Annotated in this window: 19 protein-coding genes; 3 read left to right on the top strand and 16 right to left on the bottom strand. The window is 70.8% G+C overall.

Features of this window, described 5'->3' with window-relative positions; all coding sequences use genetic code 11:
- Nucleotides 1–177: 177 nt before the first annotated feature.
- From ABZX61_RS33765 to ABZX61_RS33720, 10 genes are all read right to left on the bottom strand, one after another.
- Nucleotides 178–975, bottom strand: coding sequence for a single-stranded DNA-binding protein (locus ABZX61_RS33765; RefSeq protein WP_355200159.1), 798 nt, complete (start codon nt 973–975; stop codon nt 178–180).
- Between the two features lie 235 nt (nt 976–1,210).
- Nucleotides 1,211–2,443 carry an IS256 family transposase gene (locus ABZX61_RS33760; protein ID WP_355200158.1) on the bottom strand — a complete coding sequence of 411 codons (1,233 nt, stop codon included), beginning with the start codon at nt 2,441–2,443 and terminating at the stop codon, nt 1,211–1,213.
- Nucleotides 2,444–3,261: 818 nt separating this feature from the next.
- On the bottom strand, nt 3,262–4,884 hold the full coding sequence (locus tag ABZX61_RS33755) for a YfjP family GTPase (RefSeq protein ID WP_350731613.1): 1,623 nt from the start codon (nt 4,882–4,884) through the stop codon (nt 3,262–3,264).
- Nucleotides 4,881–7,364 carry a dynamin family protein gene (locus ABZX61_RS33750; protein WP_355200157.1) on the bottom strand — a complete coding sequence of 828 codons (2,484 nt, stop codon included), beginning with the start codon at nt 7,362–7,364 and terminating at the stop codon, nt 4,881–4,883. The genes ABZX61_RS33755 and ABZX61_RS33750 overlap by 4 nt, the downstream gene beginning before the upstream one ends.
- Nucleotides 7,365–7,426: 62 nt before the next feature.
- Nucleotides 7,427–8,659, bottom strand: coding sequence for a uroporphyrinogen-III C-methyltransferase (gene cobA, locus ABZX61_RS33745; RefSeq protein WP_350731616.1), 1,233 nt, complete (start codon nt 8,657–8,659; stop codon nt 7,427–7,429).
- A gap of 81 nt (nt 8,660–8,740) precedes the next feature.
- Nucleotides 8,741–9,754: an agmatinase gene (gene speB, locus ABZX61_RS33740; RefSeq protein ID WP_355200156.1), complete on the bottom strand. Its 1,014-nt coding sequence runs from the start codon at nt 9,752–9,754 to the stop codon at nt 8,741–8,743.
- A 24-nt stretch (nt 9,755–9,778) separates the two neighbouring features.
- Nucleotides 9,779–10,849, bottom strand: a complete 1,071-nt coding sequence (cobT, locus tag ABZX61_RS33735) for a nicotinate-nucleotide--dimethylbenzimidazole phosphoribosyltransferase (RefSeq protein ID WP_350731620.1) — start codon at nt 10,847–10,849, stop codon at nt 9,779–9,781.
- 13 nt (nt 10,850–10,862) lie between these two features.
- Complete coding sequence (locus tag ABZX61_RS33730) at nt 10,863–11,708, bottom strand: sirohydrochlorin chelatase (RefSeq protein ID WP_355200155.1); 846 nt, start codon at nt 11,706–11,708, stop codon at nt 10,863–10,865.
- 70 nt (nt 11,709–11,778) lie between these two features.
- Nucleotides 11,779–12,954: a precorrin-6y C5,15-methyltransferase (decarboxylating) subunit CbiE gene (cbiE, locus tag ABZX61_RS33725; protein ID WP_355200226.1), complete on the bottom strand. Its 1,176-nt coding sequence runs from the start codon at nt 12,952–12,954 to the stop codon at nt 11,779–11,781.
- Between the two features lie 80 nt (nt 12,955–13,034).
- Nucleotides 13,035–14,114, bottom strand: coding sequence for a GNAT family N-acetyltransferase (locus ABZX61_RS33720; protein WP_355200154.1), 1,080 nt, complete (start codon nt 14,112–14,114; stop codon nt 13,035–13,037).
- A gap of 91 nt (nt 14,115–14,205) precedes the next feature.
- Between ABZX61_RS33720 and ABZX61_RS33715 the strand changes: the two genes are divergently transcribed.
- Complete coding sequence (locus tag ABZX61_RS33715; RefSeq protein WP_355200153.1) at nt 14,206–15,222, top strand: Vms1/Ankzf1 family peptidyl-tRNA hydrolase; 1,017 nt, start codon at nt 14,206–14,208, stop codon at nt 15,220–15,222.
- On the opposite strand, the gene ABZX61_RS33710 is transcribed toward ABZX61_RS33715, so the two are convergent.
- From ABZX61_RS33710 to ABZX61_RS33700, 3 genes are read right to left on the bottom strand one after another with little or no spacing between them, the layout of a single operon-like run.
- Nucleotides 15,212–15,769, bottom strand: a complete 558-nt coding sequence (locus ABZX61_RS33710; protein WP_355200152.1) for an LUD domain-containing protein — start codon at nt 15,767–15,769, stop codon at nt 15,212–15,214. The genes ABZX61_RS33715 and ABZX61_RS33710 overlap by 11 nt on opposite strands.
- Nucleotides 15,756–17,147: a lactate utilization protein B gene (locus ABZX61_RS33705; protein ID WP_355200151.1), complete on the bottom strand. Its 1,392-nt coding sequence runs from the start codon at nt 17,145–17,147 to the stop codon at nt 15,756–15,758. Before ABZX61_RS33705 ends, ABZX61_RS33710 begins: the two co-directional genes overlap by 14 nt.
- Complete coding sequence (locus ABZX61_RS33700; RefSeq protein ID WP_355200150.1) at nt 17,144–17,875, bottom strand: (Fe-S)-binding protein; 732 nt, start codon at nt 17,873–17,875, stop codon at nt 17,144–17,146. The genes ABZX61_RS33705 and ABZX61_RS33700 overlap by 4 nt, the downstream gene beginning before the upstream one ends.
- Before the next feature lie 84 nt (nt 17,876–17,959).
- Between ABZX61_RS33700 and ABZX61_RS33695 the strand changes: the two genes are divergently transcribed.
- Nucleotides 17,960–18,661 carry a FadR/GntR family transcriptional regulator gene (locus ABZX61_RS33695; protein WP_355200149.1) on the top strand — a complete coding sequence of 234 codons (702 nt, stop codon included), beginning with the start codon at nt 17,960–17,962 and terminating at the stop codon, nt 18,659–18,661.
- Here the strand turns inward: ABZX61_RS33695 and ABZX61_RS33690 are convergent.
- A complete protein-coding gene (locus ABZX61_RS33690; protein ID WP_350731635.1) occupies nt 18,637–20,061 on the bottom strand; it encodes a sulfatase in 1,425 nt (474 codons plus the stop codon). The genes ABZX61_RS33695 and ABZX61_RS33690 overlap by 25 nt on opposite strands.
- A 106-nt stretch (nt 20,062–20,167) precedes the next feature.
- Here ABZX61_RS33690 and ABZX61_RS33685 point away from each other — a divergent pair, with 106 nt between their 5' ends.
- On the top strand, nt 20,168–21,169 hold the full coding sequence (locus ABZX61_RS33685; RefSeq protein WP_350731637.1) for an LLM class F420-dependent oxidoreductase: 1,002 nt from the start codon (nt 20,168–20,170) through the stop codon (nt 21,167–21,169).
- 13 nt (nt 21,170–21,182) lie between these two features.
- On the opposite strand, the gene ABZX61_RS33680 is transcribed toward ABZX61_RS33685, so the two are convergent.
- Both ABZX61_RS33680 and ABZX61_RS33675 read right to left on the bottom strand, forming a co-directional pair.
- Nucleotides 21,183–21,908, bottom strand: coding sequence for a DUF4328 domain-containing protein (locus ABZX61_RS33680; protein WP_355200148.1), 726 nt, complete (start codon nt 21,906–21,908; stop codon nt 21,183–21,185).
- A gap of 46 nt (nt 21,909–21,954) precedes the next feature.
- On the bottom strand, nt 21,955–22,602 hold the full coding sequence (locus ABZX61_RS33675; RefSeq protein WP_192786983.1) for a response regulator transcription factor: 648 nt from the start codon (nt 22,600–22,602) through the stop codon (nt 21,955–21,957).
- Between the last annotated feature and the right edge of the window lie 9 nt (nt 22,603–22,611).

Below are 22,611 nucleotides of genomic sequence, written 5' to 3'. Positions count from 1 at the left end.
GCCCCCCTGGGCGTGAGGGACACCGGTGGCACCGCAAACCGTCGACCTCACCGCCGAGTCCGCCCCCCTGGGCGTGAGGGACACCGGTGGCACCGCAGACGGTCGACTTCTCAATTGGGTCCGCCCCTTTGGGCGTGTGGGGCACCGGTTGGCCGAGCGGTGCCCCTTCGTGTGCTCCTACGCCGCGGCTCGTTCCTCCAGCACGGGCTCTTCGGCGTCGCCGTCTTCCTCGTCGACGCCCACCTTGCTCTTCGCCTCGTCGGTCTCGGGGCCCAGGAAGCGGACCGTGTGGTCTCCCGTGCTCGGGGTGCGCCTCTTGCCGCTCGCCTCCCCTGCGGAGCGCATGATGTTGTCCTCACCCTCTGAGGAGTCTGCGGTGCTGGTGGCTTCTCCTGATCGCAGGGTGTCGGCCTCGGGCTCCTGGGTGTGTGCCGTGTCGTCCGATCCCGAGGGGCTGAGGAAGTCGCGGTCGGTGCTCAGGGCGTGGAAGGGGTTGGGTTCGGGGGTGGAGCCGGAGCGGGGAAGGTTTCGGAAGCTGCGGGTGCCCATGGCCCAGTCGCGGGTCTCCTCGTCCAGGCGGTCGCGCATCTCCTTGCTCATCGAGGTGATTCCGGAACGGTCCGGCTTGGCGAAGACGCCGGTGCCCCAGCGCAGGTCGTGCCCGACCGCGCTGGCCTCTATCTCGGGCACGAAGCGGCGGTCACCTTCCGGGCCGAACTCGCGGATGCGCAGCTTGCCGGAGACCACCACAGGGTGTCCCGCCCGGATGGAGGAGGCGACGTTGTCGCCCAAGGTACGCCAGCAGCGGACCGTGAAACACACCCTGTCGCCGTCCACCCATTGCCCCGCCTTCTTGTCGAAGTAGCGGTGTGAGGAGAACACCTTCAGTGAGGTGACCTTGCTGCCGTCATCGAAGCTGTACTGCCTCGGCTCTGCTGCGACGTTGCCGGTGAGTGTGATGTAAATGTCGTTCATCCCGTGCCTCCCATGCGGCGGGCCGGCTGCCCGCGATCTGGGATCAGGGTGCCGGTGGTGGGCTTGGGCACGAGCTCTGGAACGGGGTTCTGTGGATGAGCGGGGCTGTATGGGTTGAGGCTGTGGATGAGAGGGCTGTTGGCGGTGAGGCCTCTGTCTGGGCAATGGGGCGCTTTTGGGTTATGTCCCGCGGAGTGGTGTAGTCCGGTTCTCGCGTGAGGCTCTGCTGGGTTGACTATGCCGTCATCAGTTCGGTGTGCGCCACCTCCTGCTGGTCGGTGTCGGGTGGGGTGAGCAGGGCCATGGAGCTTTCGGACAGGTAGCGGCGGTTGGCGACCTGCCATTCGTCGTGGGCTTCGACCAGGACGGCGCCGGCCAGGCGCAGCAGGGCTTCGGGGTTGGGGAAGACGCCGACGACGTCGGTGCGGCGTTTGATCTCTTTGTTCAGCCGCTCGAGCGGGTTGGTCGACCAGATCTTCTTCCAGTGCGCGGGCGGAAAGGCAGCAAAGGCCAGGATGTCGTCGGCAGCCTCGTGCAGCATGGCCTCGACCTTGGGGAACTGGCGGCCGAGCATGCCGGCGATCACCGCAAGCTGATCGCGGACCATGTCCGGGGTGGGCTGGGCGAAGATGGTGCGGATCGCGGCGGCGACCATCTCGGCCGACCCCTTCGGGACGCCGGCCAGGACGTTGCGCAGGAAGTGCACCCGACAGCGTTGCCAGGCCGCGCCCAGCAGGACCGCGCCGATGGAGGCGACCAGGCCGGCGTGCGCATCACTGATGACCAGCTGCACCCCGGCCAGGCCGCGGGCCTTGAGCGAGCGCAGGAACGCGGTCCAGAACGCGCCGTCCTCGCTGTCGCCCACGCTGAAGCCGATGACCTCGCGGCGGCCGTCGGCGGTGACGCCGGTGGCCACGATGACGGCCTGGGAGACCACCCGCCGGTTCACCCGCGCTTTGCAGTAGGTGGCGTCCAGGAACAGGTAGGGGAACCTCTGACCGGCCAGGGAGCGGTCGCGGAAGGCGGCGACTTCGGTGTCCAGGTCGGCGCAGATGCGTGAGACCTCGCTCTTGGAGATGCCGGTGTCGGCGCCGAGGGCTTTGACCAGGTCGTCGACCTTGCGGGTGGACACCCCGTGCAGGTAGGCCTCCATCACCACGGCGAACAGCGCCTGGTCGACCCGGCGGCGGCGTTCCAGCAGGCTGGGGAAGAACGAGCCGGTGCGCAGCTTGGGAATCTGCAGCTCCAGATCGCCTGCGGTGGTGGTCAGGGTCCGGCTCCGGTGCCCGTTGCGCTGGGCCACACGCGTGGGGGTGCGCTCGTTCGGGGCGGCGCCGATCACCGCGGTCAGTTCGGCCTCGATGAGGGCTTGGTAGATGGTTTCTGCTGCTTGCCGGATCCGCTCGCTCGCCTCGGAGGCTTTGAGTATCTCCAGGAGCTCTAACAGGGCAGACTGGTCCAGGGCCATCGCGTTGGTTCTCCTCTACGTGTCACTTGGCGGTTTCACGCAGAGACTCACGCGATGGCCCGCTGTCGTTGAAGACGACGCGCCGTTCGAGGCCGGATCTACACCACCCGACGGGACGTAACCGGCTTTTGCGCGAGGGGAGGCTATTGGTGGTTATCTGCCGTGCGGAAGCTGCTTACGGTGGAGGTGTCAGCCCGCCCGACCTACGGGGATGCCAAGGGTCTGTCGGCGTATCGAGCCGCTGCGTGCCGGCACAAATGACCGTAGGACGCGGGCCATCTGACCGAAGCTCGAAGGTGCCAGTTAACGGTGCTCAAAGGTGCCGGTTGGCGGTGCACGAAGGTGCCGGTTGGCGGTGCACGAAGCTGCATCTGACCACAGCGAGCGGGCGCAAAAGGCCGTAGGACGGGCGCAGGCACGGCCAGCCGTGGCAGGCAAGTGTCGAAGATCAGGGCTGTGGCTGGCGAGCGCATCCGGCCACAGTGCGTAAGCGCCGAGAGCCATGACTCGCCGACGCATCTGGCCGCAGCACGCAAGCCCGAACGCGGCTGTGGGACGGGGCTTTAAACGGCATAGCACGGGCCCGAATGGCCATGGGACTCGGGCCTCAACGGGCGTAGCACGCGGGCTCGAACGACCGTGGGACACGACCCCGAATGACCGTGACGCGCGGTCTCGAACGGCCGTAACACGCGGCTCCGAATGGCCGTGGAGCGCGTCCGGATGGCCGTGGGACGTGGGTCCGGATGGTCATAGGACAGGAGCGGGGCGGGCCCTGGCCGGTGGAGGTGTGGAAGGTGTGTTGGGGCGGGGGAGGGTCAGGGGGACAGGTCGCGTAGGGCTGTGTAGAAGGCGTGGTGGCGGGTCAGTTCGCGTTCGACCGGCTCCACGACCATCGTGGTCGACACGGCGGCCACGCGACGGCGCATCTCGCGCTCCAGACGCTCCCGCTCCCGCGAAGCCCCCAGTTCCACGAAGTTGCGGGAGGCGATGCCCGACAGTGCTCCCAGGCCCAGCACCGACGCCATCATCAGCCCCACCCACGGCAGCGTCGCGCTGTCGCCCAGCAGTTCCAGGGCCGGAGGAAGCTGTCCCGGCATCAGCAGGCCCGCGGCCAGCCAGGCCAGGCCGGCGACGAAGGCGACCACCAGGACGTACTGCCACACCTTGAGCGCGCGCCACCACCCGGGTACGCGGTCGAGCTGCGGCGCGATCTCCGTGAGGTCCTCGGTGAGGGCCTGCGGGAGCTGGCTGGAGCGGGAGCGGGCCGCCTGGTGGACCCCGGTGCGCCACACCGGGTGCATCCCCCCGGACAACCCGTCGGCGAGTGCCTGTACGGCGTTGGCGACCTCGGCCGACTGCGCGCTCACCGAGCCGGTCGTGATGCCGCGGATCTCCTCCCCCAGGTCCTGCAGGCGCAGGCTCCTGAGCGGGTCCGAGCGGAACTTCGAGAACCACCGCGGGTACGGCCAGCCCACCCAGTGGCTCGACCGCTCGGCGTAGACGTTCTCCATGGCCTCACCCACGGCCGGTACGCCCACCGCGTCGCACAGCGCGTCCGTGAGCCCCATCCGGCGGGCCTCGTCGACCGAGGACGGCGCCGACAGGGCCTCGCCCAGCGGCATGGCCTTGCTGAGGCGCTGCTCCAGCCGGTGCAGGTCGGCCTCCAGCTTCTGGATGGCGGCGCGCCTGCGGGCCACCGCGGTCGCGATGACGCTCCTGAGGCTCTCGATGCCGCGGCCCGTGACCGCGGAGGTGGGTACGACGCTGGGATGCTCGACGCCCTCGCGGCGCAGCAGGTCGTTGAGGTCGATGACCAGCTCGGCCAGCTCTTCCTTGGTGAGCCTGTCGGCCTGGTTGAGCGCGAACACGGTCACCGCGTCATGCCCGGCCAGCTCCGTCACGTAGCGGCGGTGCGTGGACGCGTCAGCGTACTTCTGCGGGTCGAGCACCCACACCACCAGGTCGGCCAGGCCGATGAGCCGGTCGGCCTCGGTGTCGGTGAGGGCCCTGATCGAGTCGTGGTCGGGCAGGTCGAGCAGGATCAGCCCGTGGAGCTGGCTGTCGCCCTTGTCGAGCGCGCTGGCCCGGGAGAAGCGGTGCCGCCACTGGATCTGCAGCCAGTCGAGCAGCGGGCCCGCGCCCTCCAGCCCCCACACGCAGGCGTGCGTACGGGCGGTGGTCGGCCGGCGCACGCCGGTGGGCGACAGCTCCAGCCCCGAGATGGCGTTGAACAGCGACGACTTGCCGCTGCCCGTGCCGCCGGCCAGCGCGACGACGGTGTGCTCGGAGGACAGCTTGAGCCGGTCTCCGGCCTGCGTCAGCAGCGTGTTGGCCTCGGTGAGCAGCTTCTTGTCCAGCCGCCCTGGGCCGTGCTCCACCACCTTGGTGAGCGCGGACAACCGCGGAGCCAGCCCGGGCCTGGTCGCCATGGTGGTCATCGGGCGACCTCGAGGTTGTACGTCGCCTGGTAGAGGCGAGTCGCCACGGACTCGTCCGGGATGCCCGCGGTGTCGAGGGCTTGCACGTAACGCATGGATTCCTCGTCGAACAGCATGCCGATCCTGGCCCGCAAATCGCTGAGCGCCTTGGCCCCGATGCCACGCAGGGACTCCGCGCCGAGCAGCGCGTTGACCAGCCGGTGCGGCACCCCTTCGCCGTTGGTCCCGCTGAACATCGCGACCGTGAAGATCAACGAGAGCGAGTCGGGATCGAACGACACCAGCTTCGACACCGACCGCTTGGCCACGCCGTCGGTGCGTACGAGCTCGCTCAGGTGCTCCTGCCACGACGCGATGGCGCGACCGGCGTGACGTACGAGATTGTCGGAGGGCCTGTCGAGGCCCTCACCGAGGTTGGCGCCCAGCTCGGAACGGTGCCGCCAGCGCGCGACCACCTCCTCGGTGGCGCGGTTGGCGGCGGCGACGATCACCGCCTCGAGCCCGGCCCGGATCGCCGCCTTGAACGCCAGCACCCGTTCCGGCGCGTGCTTGTCCGACCGGCCGCGTTTGCGCACCTGGAGCGAGCGCACGAGGTCGCCGGAGCCCGCGAAGTCCTGCCAGCGGGCCAGCACCTCACCGTGCAGCAGCGAGCCGTTCTTCGACGCCTTGTCGACCTCGCCGAGCGCGCCCCGGAAGGCCGCCTCCACGTCGCTGCGCAGCTCCGTCCTGAACGCGACCTGCCCCTCCAGGTGCCTGGCCAGCGCGGGTACGCGGGTGCGGAAGCTGTTGAGCACGCCGTTGAGCGTCTCGCGCACGGCCTGGGCCCTGCGCTCCTCGTCGACCGACAGCTCGGCCAACCAGAGCCGCAGGTCGGTGACCTCGCTGTCGGGCAGCCGGCCGTCGGTGACCTTCGCCTCGTTGATGACGAACCTGTCGATCTCGCCCAGGCCGTATTCGGTGAGCATCCGTACGAAATGCTTCAGAACCACCTCAGTCGACCGGGGCTGCACCCGCGACAGCACGATCGCGAGCCGGGCGCCGCGCTCCTTGGCCAGCTTCAGCAGGTTCCAGGCGGGAGCGTCGGCGTAGCGGGCCGCGGTGGTCACGAAGATCCACAGGTCGGCGGCGTCGAGCATGCGGTGGGCGACCTCGTGGTGCTCCTCGACGACCGAGTCGATGTCGGGGGTGTCGAGGAGCGCGACGCCCTGCGGGAGCTTCTCCGTCGCGACCACGACCATGCTCCGCACCCCGGCTTCCGGGGCGGGCTTGTCGAGCCGCTGGAGGCTGGCGAGCAGCTCCCCCTCCGCGAACCACTTCCGGTCCTCCGGGTGGCAGACCAGCACGGGGGTGCCGGTGGTCGGGCGGCGTACGCCGGTGCGCGAGACGTTCTTCTCGGCCAGCGTGTTGACCAGGGTGGACTTGCCTGCGCCGGTGGAGCCCGCGACCACGATCAGGGCCGGGGCGGCGGTGGTCCTGACCCGGGGGAGCACGTAGCCCTCCAGCTGGGCCAGCAGCTCGGCCTGCGTCTGCCTGGCCTCGTCCGCGCCGGGCAGGTCGAGGCTGAAGCGCAGGTCCGCGACGCTCTCCCTGAGCGTGCCGAGCGCCGCCGTGAGCGCCTTGGCGGCCTCGGCGGGCAGCGCCTCTCCGCGGCCCGACTTCTCCCCGGTCGCCGCGCCGCCTCCGGGCTTCTCGCCCCTCGCCGACTCCTGGCCCTCCTGCGGCTCCGCGCCGTCACGGGGTTCGTCGCCGTCCTGCGGCTCTTCGCGATCACGAAGCTCATCGCCGTCGCGGGGCTGCCGCTCGGCCTCCGGCTCGTCGCCATCCGCCGGCTCGGGCTGCGGTAGCTCGTCGCCGTCCGCCCCGTCGGCCTGAGAATGCTCGCCGGCCCGAGAAGGCTCGTCGATCGCCGGCTCGGCCTGCGACTCCTCACCGGCCGCCTGCGCGCCCTGAGGCTCCCCGGAGGCCGACTCCACGTCCTGGGGTTGCCCGGAGGCCGTCTCCACGCCGTGAGGCTGCTCATCGCCCGGCTCGGCGTCCTGAGGCTCGTCGTCCTCCGTCGCCACGTCGTCCTGAGTCTGCTCGTCGAGTGCCGCCGGCCCGTCCGGCGACGACGCCTCGGGCTCCTCGGACGGGTCCTCCGTGGCGAAGGCATCGAAGGACGGCTGCTCGCCGCGCGGCTCCTCCCCGTCAGACGGGGGTACGGGCGGCGCCTTGCGAGGCCCTGGACCGCCGAGCGCGGCGGGCTTCACGAAGAGGGAAGGCCGCTCCACGGGATCGCCGGCCTCCTCAGGCACGTCGTCGTCAGCCGTAACCGCGTCGGCGGGCTCCTCCGGCGCCGGTGGCCCCGTGGAAGCCGCGGCAGCCTCCCGCTCCCCCGGAGCCGATGGCTCGGGAGCCGCGGGCTTCTTCCGCGCCTTCTTCGTGCCGAAGGCATCGAAGGCGTCGTCGCCCTGGACCTCTGTCAGGTCCTCGTCACCCACCGGGCGAAAGCTCAACGTCTGCTCTCCCGGTGACTCCTGCCGCCCATCATCCATGGCCGTGTTCACGGCAAGCGCTCCGCTCGAACCATCTCGACCTCCTGGCCGACCCTCACGACGTCGCCGACGATGACGATCGCCGGCGGCCGGATCCCAGCCGCGGACACGCGGTCGGCCACGGTGGAAAGGGAAGCGGTGACCGCCCGCTGGGTCGGAAGGGTACCGTCCTGTACCACCATTGCGGGAGTCTCCGGGGGACGTCCGTCTCGGATGAGCGCTTCTGCCACCTTCGCCAGCCGCTCGACGGCCATCATCAGCACCAGCGTGCCCTGGGAACGGGCCAGGGCGGGCCAGTCGACGGTGGACTTGGGGTCGTCGGGCGCGACGTGCACGGAGATCACGTGGAACTCCTGGCTGACGCCCCGATGCGTCACCGGCACCCCGGCTGAGCCGGGCACCGCCACGGCGCTGGTGATGCCCGGGACCACCAGCACGGGAATGCCGGACCGGGCGCAGGCGATCATCTCCTCGCCGCCGCGCCCGAACACGAACGGGTCGCCGCCCTTGAGCCGGACCACGAACTTGCCCTGTCTGGCTCGATCCACGAGCAGCTCGTTGATGGTCTCCTGGGAGAGCGAGCGGCCGTAGGGGACCTTGGCGGCGTCGATCAGCTCGACGTCGGGGGCCAGCTCGTCGAGCAGGGCCCGGGGCGCGAGCCGGTCGGCCACCACCACGTCGGCCTGCGCGAGAAGCTGCCGCCCGCGCACGGTGATGAGGCCGGGATCGCCGGGGCCGCCGCCGACGAGCGCCACGCCGACCGGTTTGGTGCGGTTGCGCCGGGCATCGACCGTGCCGTCGCGCAGAGCTTCCACGACCGCGTCTCTGATGCCGGCGGCCCTGCGCGGGTCACCGCCCGCGGTGACGGCGACGTTGATCTCGTCGACGCGCCCGGTGGCGGGCGTCCAGGCGGCCGAGGCGTCCTTGTCGTCGGCCCGCACGCACCACACGCGTTTGGCCTCCGCCTCGGCGGCGATGGCCGTGTTGACGGATCTGTCGTCGGTGCAGGCCTGTACGAGCCAGGCACCGTCGCAGTCGCCGACCTCGTACGGCCGGTCGTGCCAGGTGACCCTGCCGGCGGCGATCAGGTCGTCGAGCGCCGGCGTCACACTCGGCGACACGATCGTGACCTCCGCACCGGCCTCTAGCAGCGCGGGAACCCGCCGCTGTGCGACGCGCCCGCCGCCCACGACGAGGACCCGGCGGCCGGAAAGCCGCAGGCCGAGGAGGTAGGGGCCCATGGGGGGAATCTCCCGTTCGCGATGGTTCTGTGTTAGGACGTAAACCTACCGGCTCCAGAAGCGTCATTTGCTGCGCACGGGTCAACGACCGTCGAGAAGGGGCTGCCGCGGGTCCCAGCGAGGCCCGCCCTGAGCGTCCTTCCGGCGTCTGGCCATCGCTGAAAGCGCTTCAAGGATAACCCGGTTTCCCAGGTAGGCGGTGATGTCCGCGTGGTCGTACGGCGGCGCCACCTCGACCACCTCCATTCCGGCCACGGGCAGTTCGTAACAGATGCGGCGAACGGCATCGAGCAACTGCCTGGCGGTCAGTCCCCCGGGCTCGGGCGTGCCGGTGCCGGGAGCGTGGCCGGGGTCGCAGACGTCGATGTCGACGGACAGGAAGATCTGGTCGCATTCGTCGAGCGCGATCGCGAACGACTCTGTCAGGCACTCTTCCAGCCCACGGGCCACGATCTCCGTCATCTCGTACGAACGCATGTTCTGAGCGGCCATCCAGCTCAGCGTCTCCGGCTCGGGCCAGTAGCCGCGCAGCCCGATCTGCAGGAACCTGTCGCCCCGGATGGCCTCAGACTCGATCAGCCGCCGCATCGGCTGGCCGTGCCCGTAGAGGTGGCCGAACTCGATGTTCCCGGTGTCGGCATGCGCGTCGAAGTGGACCATTGACGTACGGCCGGGCGCGTACGCCCTCGCGGTGCCCCGGGCGTCCGGCAGCGCCACCGTGTGGTCGCCCCCGAGCACCAGCGGGATCGCCCCGGAGGCGGCCACGCGGTGCACCGCCTCCTCGATCGCGGCCAGCGAGCCCTCGACGTCGCCCGAGTAGCACTCGACGTCACCGGCGTCCAGCACCCGCAGGTCGCGCAGGGCGTCCACGCGCAGCGCCAGGCTGGGCCTGGAGCCGTCGTGCGGCAGGTAGCAGGCCTGGCGCAGCGCCATCGGGCCGAACCTGGCGCCGGGGCGGTTGCTGGTGCCTCCGTCGAAGGGGGCGCCGACGATCACCACGTCGGCATCCTCGTAGGAGGCCGGATCGTTGACGTCGCACCGGTCCACGCCCAGGAACGTGATGTCAGGACCGTACATGGGGCCGTAACGGGACACCGCTCACCTCCAGTGCCTCCATCATCACACGGTCTTTTCGGTCACTCCCGCCGAATCGAACGTCGCCACGTCGTGCATCACCCGTACGGCCGCGCAGACCACCGGATACGCCAGCAGGCCGCCCGTGCCCTCCCCCAGCCGCAGTTCCAGGTCCACCAGCGGGCGCAGCCCGAGGTGGGCGAGCGCGGCGGCGTGGCCGGGCTCGGCCGAGCGGTGGCCGGCGATGCAGTGGTCGAGCGCGGCCGGGTCCAGCGCGGCGGCCACGAGGGCGGCGGCACCGGCGATCACGCCGTCGAGGATCACCGGCACGCGGGCGGCGGCGCCGCCCAGGATGAAGCCCACGATGGCCGCGTGCTCGAACCCGCCGACCGCCGCCAGGGCGCGCAGAGCATCGCTGGGCGTGGCCAGGGCCCCCGACAGGCCGTTCGTGCGCAGGGCCTCGCGGACGATGCCCACCTTGCGGTCGAACGTCTCGTCGTCGATCCCCGTGCCCCTGCCGGTCACCTCGGCCGGGTCACGGCCGGCGAAGACGGCGATCAGGGCGGCGGAGGCGGTGGTGTTCGCGATGCCCATGTCGCCGGTGATCAGGCACCGGGCTCCCGACGCCACCAGGTCGCGGGCCACGCCGATCCCGGCCTCCAGGGCCCTGACCGCCTGGTCGACGCTCATCGCGGGGCCCTCGGACAGGTCGGCGGTGCCGTACGCGATCTTGTGGTTGACCAGGTTGGGCGCGTCGGGCAGGTCGGCGGCGACGCCCACGTCCACGACCGTCACGGACACGCCTGCCTGGGCGGCGAAGGCGTTGGCGACCGCGCCGCCGGACAGGAAGTTGGCCACCATCTGCACCGTGACCTCCTGCGGCCACGGGGTGACGCCACGCGCGTGCACGCCGTGGTCGGCGGCGAAGATGGCCAGCGCCGCGGGCTCGGGCATGGGCGGCGGGGTGGCACCCGCGGCGCCCGCGAGGCGTACCGCGATCTCCTCGAGCGCGCCCAGCGAGCCGCGGGGCTTGGTGAGGCGGTCCTGGTACGCGCGGGCCTCGGCGATGGCTCGAGGATCCGCGGGACGGATCGCGGCGAGCGTCTCAGCGAGCACGGCAAACCTCCACTTACGGGACGAGTTGGAGCGCTTCCTCATATCGGTCGATCACGACGTCGGCCAGGGTCTCACAGTCGCCGATCACCTCGGCGCACCGGATGTCGAGATCGGGGTGTCCCGCGCCGTACGCCAGCGCCTGGGCCCACACGCGCTCCAGCATGCCGCCCGCGAACAGCAGGTACGGCACCACGATCACGCGCTTGGCCCCGAGGCGGCGGCAGCGCTCGAGCCCGCCGGGCACCCCGGGCGGGGTGACCGACACGAACGCGGTCTCGACGGTCATGAAGTCGTAGGCGTACGTCTCCCAGAACAGCCGGGAGACCCGGTGGATCTCGGCGTTGGCGGTCGCGTCCGTCGAGCCCTCGCCGACCAGCACGACCGCCGTCTCGCCGGGCTCGATGTGCACGGGGTGGTCCTCGACGGGCAGGGAGTCGACCGCGCGGAGCCGGGGCCTGGCTCCCACGAGCTCCAGGGCGCGCGGCTTGGAGATCTCGGCGGCGGCCTCGTTCAGCCGCTCGGCCAGCAGCCCCAGCACGCGCGGGTCGGGGCCGAGGGGACGGCCGTAGTCGTACATGAGCGTCGGATGCCGCTTCTGCTCCAGCTCCATCGCGGCCGGGAACTCCTCGCTCATCCTGCTGAGGCTCATCGGCAGCGCCACGAGCCGGTGGTGCCCCTTGGCGACGAGGGAGGCGACGGAGTCGCTCAGCCGCGGAGAGGCACGTTCCAGGTAGCCACCGGACACGTCGGCGCCCGTCTGGTCCAGCCGGCAACGCAGCCGGTGTACGAACCTGCCGAACTCCGCGGCGTAGGCGTCATCCTGTGAGCCCTGCCCGATCAGCAGGAGCGGCGGCTTCATTATGAGGGAATCTCCGGTGCGTTAGACAAAGACAGGCGAGGATAACCGATGCGCCCCGGTAGGGAACAGGTCACGCTGTGTGCGCGGGGGTCGCATGCACGACGAACACGGGGTCGGAGGCGGTCAGACGGTGGGAGCCGTCGGGGTCGAGCGTCAGTCTAGATGCCAGGATCTGGGTGCCCTCGCCACGGTAGCCGTGCTCGCGCAGCTGTTGGAGCACGGCCGTGACCTGCTCGACCTTCCTGAGCGAGCACACCAGCGTCCGCGGGCCGCGGGCGGCGCAGGCCACCACGACGTCGGGGCCGCCGCCGCCCACGTAGACGGCGTCGGGGTCGGGCAGCGGCTCCAGCGCCGGCGGCGCCTGGCCCCTGGTCAGAGCCACTTTGACGCCGTGCTTGAGCACGTTGGCGCGCAGCCGGGCGCAGGACTCCTCCGCGCGCTCCACGGCGACGACGGCGGCGCCCATCCGCGCGCACTCGACGGCGATCTCGCCCTCACCCGCGCCCACGTCCCAGACCAGGTCGCCGAGCCGCGGGCCCAGCTTGGCCAGGATGAACGCCCGTACCTCCGGCGGCAGCGCCCCCTCGAACGGCAGCGCCCACTCGGCCGGGCCCGGCTGCGCGCCCGCCAGCCAGCCCGGCTCCTTGGGCTGGTGCAGCGGATCGATGACGAGGACCACGTCGGGGTCCTTCCACGGCCTGGTGGTGGCCTCGCCCATGCGGCTGTGCGTGACCCGCTCGTCCGGACCGCCGAGGTCCTCGCAGACGATCAGCGCGCGGGGCGTGGTCGGCGCCAGCTCCCTGGCGATCTCGCCGGGGCCGACGCCGGGCGCGACCAGCAGCGCCACCTTGGGATGGGCCCGGCAGGCGTTCACGACCCGGTCGATCTGGCCCGGGCCGGACGGGGCCACGACCAGCGCGTCCTCCCAGTTGAGCCCGGCACGGGCGAAGGCACGGGTGATCAGCGAGATCGCCGGCACCACCTCCGGTTTGAGGCCATGGGCCCGCAACGTGCGGACGACACCGAAGAATCCGGGATCGCCCTCGGCGACCACGACCGCGGGACCTTCTCCGTGCTCGAGGTGATCGTCCAGAACTTCGAGCAGCGCGCCGTCGGCCGCGGTCGGCGCGGAGAGCCTGAGCTGCCCGAGCACGGCGTCGGGGCCCACGACGAGCTTCGCCTCGCGCAGCTTGTCCACCGCCTTGGCCGAGAACTCGTGCCCGTCCCACCCGACCACCGTGATCATCACGCCTCACCGTCCTCACCTCAAGGGTGACGGCTGCGATCGGGTTTCACAAAGGGTACGAAGGTCAGTCCGGTGTGCCCTCAGGCCAGGTCGGACGGGATGAGGCTGTAGACGATCACGTCCTGGCCGCCCAGCGAGGACCTGGCGACGCCCTCGCGGACGAAGCCCGCCTTCTCCGCCACCCGCTGGGAGGCCGTGTTCGTCGCGAGGGCGCGTAACTGCAGCCTTCTGAAGCCCTGCCGCTCGAACAGCCAGCGCGCGATCGCCACCACGGCCTCGCCCGCGTACCCGTTGCCGCGGGCCCACGGCGCGGTCATGTAGCCGATCTCGGCCGACCTGTGGGCCCAGTCGACGTCCCTCAGGTCCACGTTCACGGCGAACCGCCCGGTGTCCCGCTCCACGACCGTCCAGGTGATGCCCGCGCCCCTCATCCGTATTCGTTCGGCCGTGCCGACGGACGCCCGAGCGTGCTCCTGCGTGTAGTCGCGCGGATAGCCCGTCATGGCCTGGGTGACCGGGTCGGCGACGGTGGCCGCCAGTTCGGGCGCGTCCTCGGCGGCCGGCTGGCGCAGCAGCAGCCGCTGGGTACGCAACTCCGTCCTGGGCAGGGCGTCGGCCTGCCGGCGGCGGTCGTAGGCCAGCAGGCCGAAGATGACCAGGTCGTGCGGCCCGTCCTCGTCCAGCACCGCGTCGCGCAGCAGACCCTCCCAGGTGAAGCCGGATTTCAGCGCCACGCGGAGCGAGGCGAGGTTGTCCAGCTTGGCGGTCAGGTCGACCCGGCGCAGCCCGACGGTCCCGAACGCCCAGTTCACCAGCCCGCGCACGGCCTCGGTGGCGAAGCCGCGGCCTCGGTAGAGGGGGTGGACGCCGTACCCGACCTCGGTCGTCCCCGCCGTCCACGAGGTCTTGAACAGGCTGATCGCGCCCACGATGACGCCCTCGGCGTCGACCATGGCCAGATGCAGGCCCTGCCCCGAGCGGCGCAGCTCGTGGACCCCGATCGACAGCCACCGGGGGATGCCGGAGGTCTTCTCGGGGGCTCCGGGCGGAAGGAACCGGGCGCCGGACCGCACGATGGAGCGGATCCTGGCGGAGTCCTTGAGGCTGAACGGCCGCAGTGTCAGCCGTTCCGTGGCGATGCTCACGTCAGCGTCGAACACGTCGGCAGGGTACACACTCGCGATGTTTGCCCCTGAAAGCGGGGGTAGGGGCGCAATTGAGAGGAGTGTGGAGAAGCGGAGGTGGTGAACGGTGCGGCTCGACTTCATCCGCCCGCTGTACGAGCGGCAGGGCCCGTACGCGTCCGTCTATCTGGGCGCGTACACGGGGCAGGAACGTGAGGCCCACTGGCGCGGCGTACGGGACCCGCTCGAGAAGGACGGGGCCGACAAGGCCACCCTGGAGGCCCTGGACGAGGAGGTCCAGCGGCTGGTGACCGGGCAGGCGATGTTCGCCGCCCACGGCGACCTGGTGCTGACCGACTCGCTCCCGAAGTCACCGGGAGAACTGGGCCGGTGGTCCCCGCTGCCGCACGTCACGCCCATGCTCATGTACCGCGGCGAGAACGTCCCGCACATCCGGGTCATCGTGGACCACGCGGGGGCCGAGCTGACGGTGTTCGGCGGCGGGTCGCCGCGCAGGGCCGTCGTGGAGGCGGAGGACTGGCCGCTGCAGAAGACCGCGCAGGGCGGCTGGTCGCAGAAACGGTACGAGCGGTGGGTGGACGAGACCTGGGAGAAGAACGCCGTCGCCGTCGCGCACGAGATCGACGAGCAGGTACGCCGCATCGGCCCGGAGCTCATCCTGGTCGCCGGCGAGCCGAAGTCGCGCTCGTACCTGCTGCACCACCTCAACACCAGGTCCGCGGACCGGGTGGTGATGGTCGAGCACGGCAGCCGCGCCGACCACGGGCAGTTCGAGGAGGACGTGGAGCGGGCGCTCGACCAGTGGCTCGACCGCAAGCGCGCCGAGCTGCTGGGGCGGCACCAGGAGACGTCCGGGCCCACCGGGGTGGCCCGCGTGGCGCACGCGCTGCGTGAGGGCCGCGTACAGGCGATCCTCCTGCCCGGCGAGCTGCCGCGGGAGATCTGGATCGGCACGGGCGGCACCCAGCTGGCCACCGATCCGCAGGAGCTGCGGCGCTGGGGCGTCGGCGAGCCCGTCCAGGAACGCGCGGACTCCGCCCTGGCCAGGGCCGCCGCGATGACGGACGCGGAGCTGTGGTTCTGCGACGGCGTCTCCGACGTGGCGGCCGTGCTCAGGTACTGATGATCACCTCGAGGGTCCTGGGTCCGTGCACGCCCTCGACCCGGTTGAGCTCGATGTCGCTGGTGGCCGAGGGGCCGCTGATCCAGGTCAGCGGGCGCGCCGGGTCGAGCCTGGCGATCGCCTCGGGCACCCCGGCCACGATCTGGTCGGCCCGCACCACGCACAGGTGGTAGTCGGGGACCAGCGTCTGGGCGCGCGTGCCCTGGCCGGGGCCGTGGTCGAGCACGATGGTGCCGGTCTCGGCGATGGCCACGGCGCAGGACGTGATCACGCCGTCGGCCGTGTCGAGGTCGGCCCAGCCGCCTTCCCGGTCGAAGCCGTCGGGGACGATCATGCGGCGCCCCGCGACGGCTTCGTCGATCTTGGCGGGCACCTCGGCGGCGGGAAGCACGTGCACGATGGCCCGGTAGTCGTCCACTCGCTCGGCGAACAGCCCCACGATGTCCTCGACCTGCTGATCCGTGCGGTAGTGGCGGGGGATCTCGACGTCCGCCGCCCCGGCCACGGCCTTGCCGATCCTGGCGAGGATCTCCTCACGCGCGCTCATTCCGCTCCCACCAGTCTCTGAAGGATTCTTCCGGAATTTCGGGAATGTCCCTGGTGTCCGTCCAGGCCGCCATCGGCCCCGGCAGGCGCTTCGGTACGAGCCCGCGCAGGCGGCTCGCCGCCCTTTGCGCCTTGGCCAGGCGTTCGTGGTCGTTGAGGATCCAGCCCGCGACCTTCATCCCGGCCCGCTCGGCCGCCGCGTGCGGGGCCTTGGCGCGCAGGTCGACCAGGACCTCGGGGATGTCGATGGCGACCGGGCAGACCTCGTAGCAGGCACCGCACAGGCTGGAGGCGTACGGCAGGGAGGCGTCCAGGTCCGAGGACATGCCGCGCAGCTGCGGGGTGAGGATCGCGCCGATCGGGCCCGGGTAGACCGAGCCGTACGCGTGGCCGCCCGCGCGCTCGTACACCGGGCACACGTTCAGGCAGGCCGAGCAGCGGATGCAGCGCAGCGCCTGGCGGCCCACCTCGTCGGCGAGCACGTCCGTGCGGCCGTTGTCCAGCAGCACCAGGTGGAAGTCCTGGCCCTCGACGGCGCCCGTCCACATGCTCGTGTAGGGATTCATCCGCTCGCCTGTGGAGCTTCTCGGCAGGAGCTGGAGGAACACCTCCAGATCCCGCCAGGAGGGCAGGAGCTTCTCGATCCCGACGACGCTGATGAGCGTCTCCGGGAGCGTCAGGCACATCCGGCCGTTGCCCTCCGACTCCAGCACCACGAGCGTGCCGGTCTCGGCGATCATGAAGTTGGCGCCGGAGATCGCGACCTTGCTCTTGAGGAAGCGTTCGCGCAGGTGGAGCCGGGCCGCCTCGGCCAGCGCGGGCGGGTCGTCGGTCAGGTTCGGCGGGACCTTGGGCATCTTCTCCAGGAAGATCTCGCGGATCTCCGACCGGTTGCGGTGGATGGCCGGGACCAGGATGTGGCTGGGGAAGTCGTCGCCGAGCTGGACGATCAGCTCGGCCAGGTCCGTCTCGTACGCGGTGATGCCCTGCGCGGCCAGTGCCTGGTTGAGCTCGATCTCCTGGGTGGCCATCGACTTGACCTTGACCACCTCGGTCTCGCCGGTGGCCTTGACCAGGCTCGCGACGATGGCGTTGGCCTCGGCGCCGTCCCTGGCCCAGTGGACGGTGCCGCCCGCCCGGGTCACGGCCGCCTCGAGCTGGACCAGGTAGCGGTCGAGGTTGCGCAGGGCGTGGTCCTTGATCGCCTTGCCGGCCGCGCGGAGCTCCTGCCAGTCCGGGAGCTCGCCGACGACGCTCGCGCGCTTGCCGCGGATCGTGTGCGTGGCTTTGCGAAGGTTGTAGCGGAGCTGCGAGTCCTGTACGGCTTTGGCCGCATTTTTCGGGAAATCGCCGGGCATTCCGAGGAAAGTCGCGCTCACTGGTGCTCCTCCGTCGATGCGAGGATCTCGGCCAGGTGCATCGTCCTGACGCCGGTCTTCTGGCGGCTCAGCGTGCCGCCGATGTGCATCAGGCACGAGTTGTCCGCCGCGCAGAGCACCTCGGCGCCCGTGTCCAGGATGTTGCGGGTCTTGTCGGCGCCCATGGCCGCGGAGACGGCCGGGTTCTTGACCGCGAACGTGCCGCCGAAGCCGCAGCACTCCTCGGCTCCCGGCAGCGGGACCAGCTCCAGGCCGCGGACGTTCTGTAGCAGCCTGGTGGGCCGGTCGCCCAGATGGAGGCCGCGGAGCGAGTGGCACGTCGGGTGATATGTCACCCGGTGCGGGAAATATGCGCCTACGTCGTCGACCTTCAGGACGTCCAGCAGGAACTCGGACAGCTCGTACACCTTCGGCGCCACCTCCGCGATGGCCGCCGCCCCCTTGCTGCCCGGCCTGGCCAGCTTCGGGTACTGCTCGCGCACCATGGCCGCGCACGATCCCGACGGCACCACCACGGCGTCGTACCCGGCGAACACCTCGGTGAAGTGGCGGGCCAGCCGCACGCCCTCCTCGCGATAGCCGGTGTTGACGTGCATCTGGCCGCAGCACGTCTGGGCGGCGGGGAAGTCCACGTCGCACCCGAGCCTGCGCAGGAGCGACACGACGGCCTTGCCCGTGCCGGGGAAGAGCGTGTCGTTCACGCACGTGATGAACAGGGCGATTCGCACGGCTCTCCTTCCAGGTATGGTCTGACCACAGTATGGTCAGACCATACCTAACCACATCCTTTCCGGCCACCATGAGGGGGTCCCGTGGACGACAGCGGCTGGCGTCCCGTCAAGCGAACGCGGACGTTCGAGGACGTTCTCGCACAGATCGAGCGGCGTATCGCCGAGGACGGCCTCACCGTGGGCGACCGGCTGCCCGCCGAGCGCCACCTGGCCGAGCAGCTCGGCGTCAGCCGCTCGTCGGTACGCGAGGCCATGCGCGTGCTGGAGACCCTCGGCGTGGTGTCCTCGCAGGCGGGCCGGGGGCCGGACGCGGGGGCCGTGCTCACCTCACGTCCCGACACGGCGCTGACCGACCTGCTCAGGCTGCACCTCGGCCTGGCCAGCCTGGAGATGCGCGAGGTCATCGACACCCGGCACATGATCGAGCAGTGGGCCGCCGCCCACGCCGCCGCCGCGCGGGCCGACACCTCCGCGCTCGCCGCCGCCCTTTCCGGGATGGACCGGGCGAAGAGCGCCGAGGAGTTCGTGGAGCACGACACCGCCTTCCACTGCGCGATCGCGGACGCGTCGGGCAACCGGCTCATCGCCGCCATCATGCGCTCGCTACGCGACTCGATGCGGAGATACTCGGTCGAAGCGGTGCAGCGCCTGGGCGACACGTCGATCCTGCGCGCCGACCACGTACGCATCCTCGACGCCATCGACCGGGGCGACGCGGACGAGGCCACCCTCGCCGTCTCGGACCACCTCGCGCACGCCTACCCCTCGCTGTTCGATCCCTGAAGGAGGTCGGCCTGCCGGCACGTGGCGCCCGAGCAGACCGCCATCGCGTCCAGCCGTTGCCGCAATCCTTCGAGCAGCGCGGGATCGGCGGTCGCGGCCAGGTTGCGCAGCTCGTACGGGTCCGCGCGCAGGTCGTAGAGCTGGCTCTCCCCCGTCGCGTACCGCACGTACTTGTACTGATCCGTACGCAACGCGCGATACGGGGGCACCGGCGTCTGCGCGGCCGACGACGGGTCCAGCGGCCTGGCGAACTCGACCAGCACGTTCCGCCGCCACACCGCCGGCGGCTTGCCCTTCAGCAGCGGCACCAGCGACCGCCCCTCCGCGAACGGCGGCACCGCGGCCCCGCCCAGCTCGGCGAACGTCGGCGCCAGGTCGACCGACGAGCTCAGCTGGCTGACCGTGGCCCCCGCCTTGATGCCGGGGCCGCGCACGACGAGCGGGACCTTGATGGCCTCCTCGAACGGAGTGGTCTTGCCCTGCTTGAGCCGGTGCGTACCCAGGTGGAAGCCGTTGTCCGACGTGAAGAAGATGTAGGTGTTGTCCAGCTGACCGGTCCGCCGGAGCTCGTCCACCACGGCCCCGACGAGGTCGTCCACACCGAGCATGGACCGCATCCTGGCGCGGTAGCGCTCGTCGACCTGGTCGATGGTCGCCTGGTCGAGGCCGGGCCGTTCACGCAGCCACTCCGGCTCCGCGCTCACGTCCTCCTGGTTGAACGAGGGCGTACGCGGCGCGATCGCGCCCGGGAACGCGTTCGCGTGCCGGACGGCGGGGTTGGCCGGGTTGTGCGGGCCGATCGGCGTCAGGTACAGGAAGAACGGCTCGCCCTTGGAGCCGGCGATGAACTCCCGGGCCTTGCCGGCCAGCACGTCCGACAGGTAGGCCTGCTCGGAGAAGCCGTAGTCGTTCAGGGAGCCGTTCTCGTTGAGCCGGTAGTCGTACTCCTCGTAGAGGCGCCGGGTCGGCACGTCCCACTCGTCCCAGCCGGGCGGCACGAACGTCTCCTCGGCCGACCCGCCCGGGTAGTGGTTGAGGTATTTGCCCATCAGCGCCGTGCGGTATCCGGCCTGCTTCATCCAGGTTCCTACCGTGGAACGTTCCAGATCACTGGTATGAAAACGGTCGAACCCGCCCTCCGGCGGCGTGTTCGTCCACACGCCATGACTGTGGACGTACTGGGAACGCAAGATCGACGATCTCGACGGGCAGCACCAGGAGTTCGTCACGAAGTACCGGTCGAACGAGGTGCCCTGTTGTACGAGTTGCCGGGTGATATTGGGAAAGTACGGCAATGTCCCGGATTCGAGGTCGTCGGCCATCACGAACACGATGTTCGGCCGGGACTCGACCTCGGCCATCGCGGGCCCTGCCGCCAGCAGTAGTAGCAGCAAGCACACGAGTCGACACAGAGCGTTGACCACAGGGTCTGAATACCCCGGAATATCCGCCATTGACACTCACGGCTGCCACAGCCGTAATAGAACTTAATTCCGGAGGTGTCATATGAAGCTCGGCCTGAACCTGGGCTACTGGCAGCGCAACGCCGACGACGCGACCGAATCCGTGCTGGCGGCCGAGCGGCTCGGCTACGACTCGGTGTGGACCGCCGAGGCGTACGGCAGCGACGTCTTCACGCCCCTGGCCTGGTACGGAGCGCGTACGAGCCGCATCAAGCTGGGCACCTCGATCGCCCAGATCTCCGCCAGACCGCCCGTCACGACGGCCATGACCGCCATGACCCTCGACCACCTCACCGGCGGCCGGCTGCTGCTCGGCGTGGGCGCCTCGGGCCCGCAGGTCGTCGAGGGCTGGTACGGCCAGCCGTTCGCCAGGCCCCTGGCCAGGACGCGCGAGTACGTCGAGATCATGCGCAAGGTGTGGCGCCGCGAGGAGCCGGTCACCAGCGACGGCCCGCACTACCCGCTCCCCCTGGCGGACGGCCTGGGCAAACCCCTCAAGCTCATCACGCATCCGCTCCGCGCGGACATCCCCGTCTATCTCGGGGCGGAGGGCCCCAAGAACGTCGCCCTGGCCGCCGAGGTGGCCCAGGGCTGGCTGCCGCTGTTCGCGTTCCCCTCCAAGATCGAGGAGATGTACGGCGAGTCGCTCGCCGGCGCTCCCCCGGGCTTCGACGTGGCCGCGATGGTGATGGTGGTCATCTCGGACGACGTGCGGGCGGCGCTGGACGGCGTGAAGATGATGCTCACGCTGTACATCGGCGGCATGGGCGCCCGGCAGCGCAACTTCCACGCCGACATCATCGGCCGCATGGGGTACGCCGAGGCCGCCGAGCACATCCAGGCGCTCTACCTGGCGGGCCGCAAGGACGAGGCGTTCCGGGCGATCCCGGACGAGCTGGCCGACGGCATCTCGCTCGTCGGGCCACCCGGACGGATCAAGGAACGTCTGGAGCTCTGGCACAAGAGCCCGGTCACGAGCCTCCTGGTCATGGGCCCGCGCGACGAGCCCTCGCTGAAGCTCATCCGCGACCTGGTGCTCGGCTGACCCCGCGCCCGGGCTAACCCGTACGGCCGATCGGAGTCGAACCCGGCGCCGGTTGGGGCTGCTGGGACGAGAACGCGTGAACCGTGCCGGGCTCGGCGGCACGGGGCACGCGGGCGGCCCGCTGGAGGCGCGTCAGCTCGCGTACGGTCCCCGCGCACAGCAGAGCGGCCAGCGCCGAGCAGGCCAGCTCCGGCAGGCCCACGCCCGTCAGGTCGCCGGCGGAGGAGTCGAGGGGAAGCCGGATCGTGATCAGCGCGAGCATGGCCAGCCAGCTCAGCCACCACCCGGTCAGCAGCGCCAGCCACCTCACCCGGTGGCCCGCGGGCGGCCTGGTGCCACGCCACACCTCGTCCACCAGCACGACGGGCGCCACCAGGTTGTAGCCGGGCATCAGCCAGGCGGCCGCCACGGGGCCGGAGACGGCCGAGCGGTCATTGGCCTGCCTGGCACGTACCAACCACGTCACGTAAGCGGCCGCCGCCGCGATCGAGGTGCCCGCCACCAGCATCATCAGCACCGCGAACGCCGTCACCGCGCCCACCACGGCCTCGGCGTCGGCTCCCTGCGGGCGGCCGCCGAACGCGGCGAGCTGGGCGGCGAGGTGGCGCCCGCGGGAGTGCTCGAAGATCACAAGGGCGCCGAGGGAGAGAACCTGGGCGGCAAGCGTCACATATACGGCAGAGGCGGCTCTCGTCGGTGTTGTCTGGTCATAGCGCACGTTGTTCTCCCCCCGGGCCATGCGCTGAGGTTCTGATTCACTTGTATCCCGGGAGCCCCGCTGTTAATCAGCTCACCACGCCGGATTCCCACGCCCAAGCTGCGATTTCGACTCGATTTCTGACACCGAGCTTGGCGAAGATGCTGCCCAGGTGCGTCTTGACCGTCGAGAGCGACACGAACAGCTCCGCGGCCACCTCCTGGTTGGTCCGGCCCCGGGCTATCAGGCGCACGACGTCCAGTTCCCGATCGGTCAGCGGGTCGTTCATGGGGGGCACGGTCCGCCTGGGCTGGGCCAGGTGCTGCAGCAGCCGTACCGTCACCGACGGCGACACCAGCGCGTCGCCCGCCGCGGCCGCCCTGACCGCCTCGATCAGCAGGGTGGGCCCGCTGTCCTTGAGCAGGAAGCCGGTCGCGCCGGAGCGGAGGGCTCCGTACACGTACTCGTCCAGGTCGAACGTGGTGACGATGACCACCCGCAGCGGGTTCTCCACGCCCGGCCCGGCCAGCGCCCGGGTCACCTCGATCCCGTCGAGCTTCGGCATCCGGATGTCGAGCAGGCACACGTCCGGCCTGAGCCGCCTGGCCTCCGACACCGCCTCCGCGCCGTCGGCCACGGCGGCGACGACCTCCATGTCCGGTTGAGCGTCCAAAATCATCTGGAAGCCGGTTCGTACCAGTTGTTGGTCGTCGGCGATGAGAACCCGAATAGTCACGGCCCCAAC

Source organism: Nonomuraea sp. NPDC003709, assembly GCF_040610775.1.
GTDB lineage: Bacteria > Actinomycetota > Actinomycetes > Streptosporangiales > Streptosporangiaceae > Nonomuraea > Nonomuraea angiospora_A.
The sequence above is the reverse complement of the archived record's forward strand: the minus strand, read 5'-3'. Positions and strand labels throughout refer to the sequence as shown.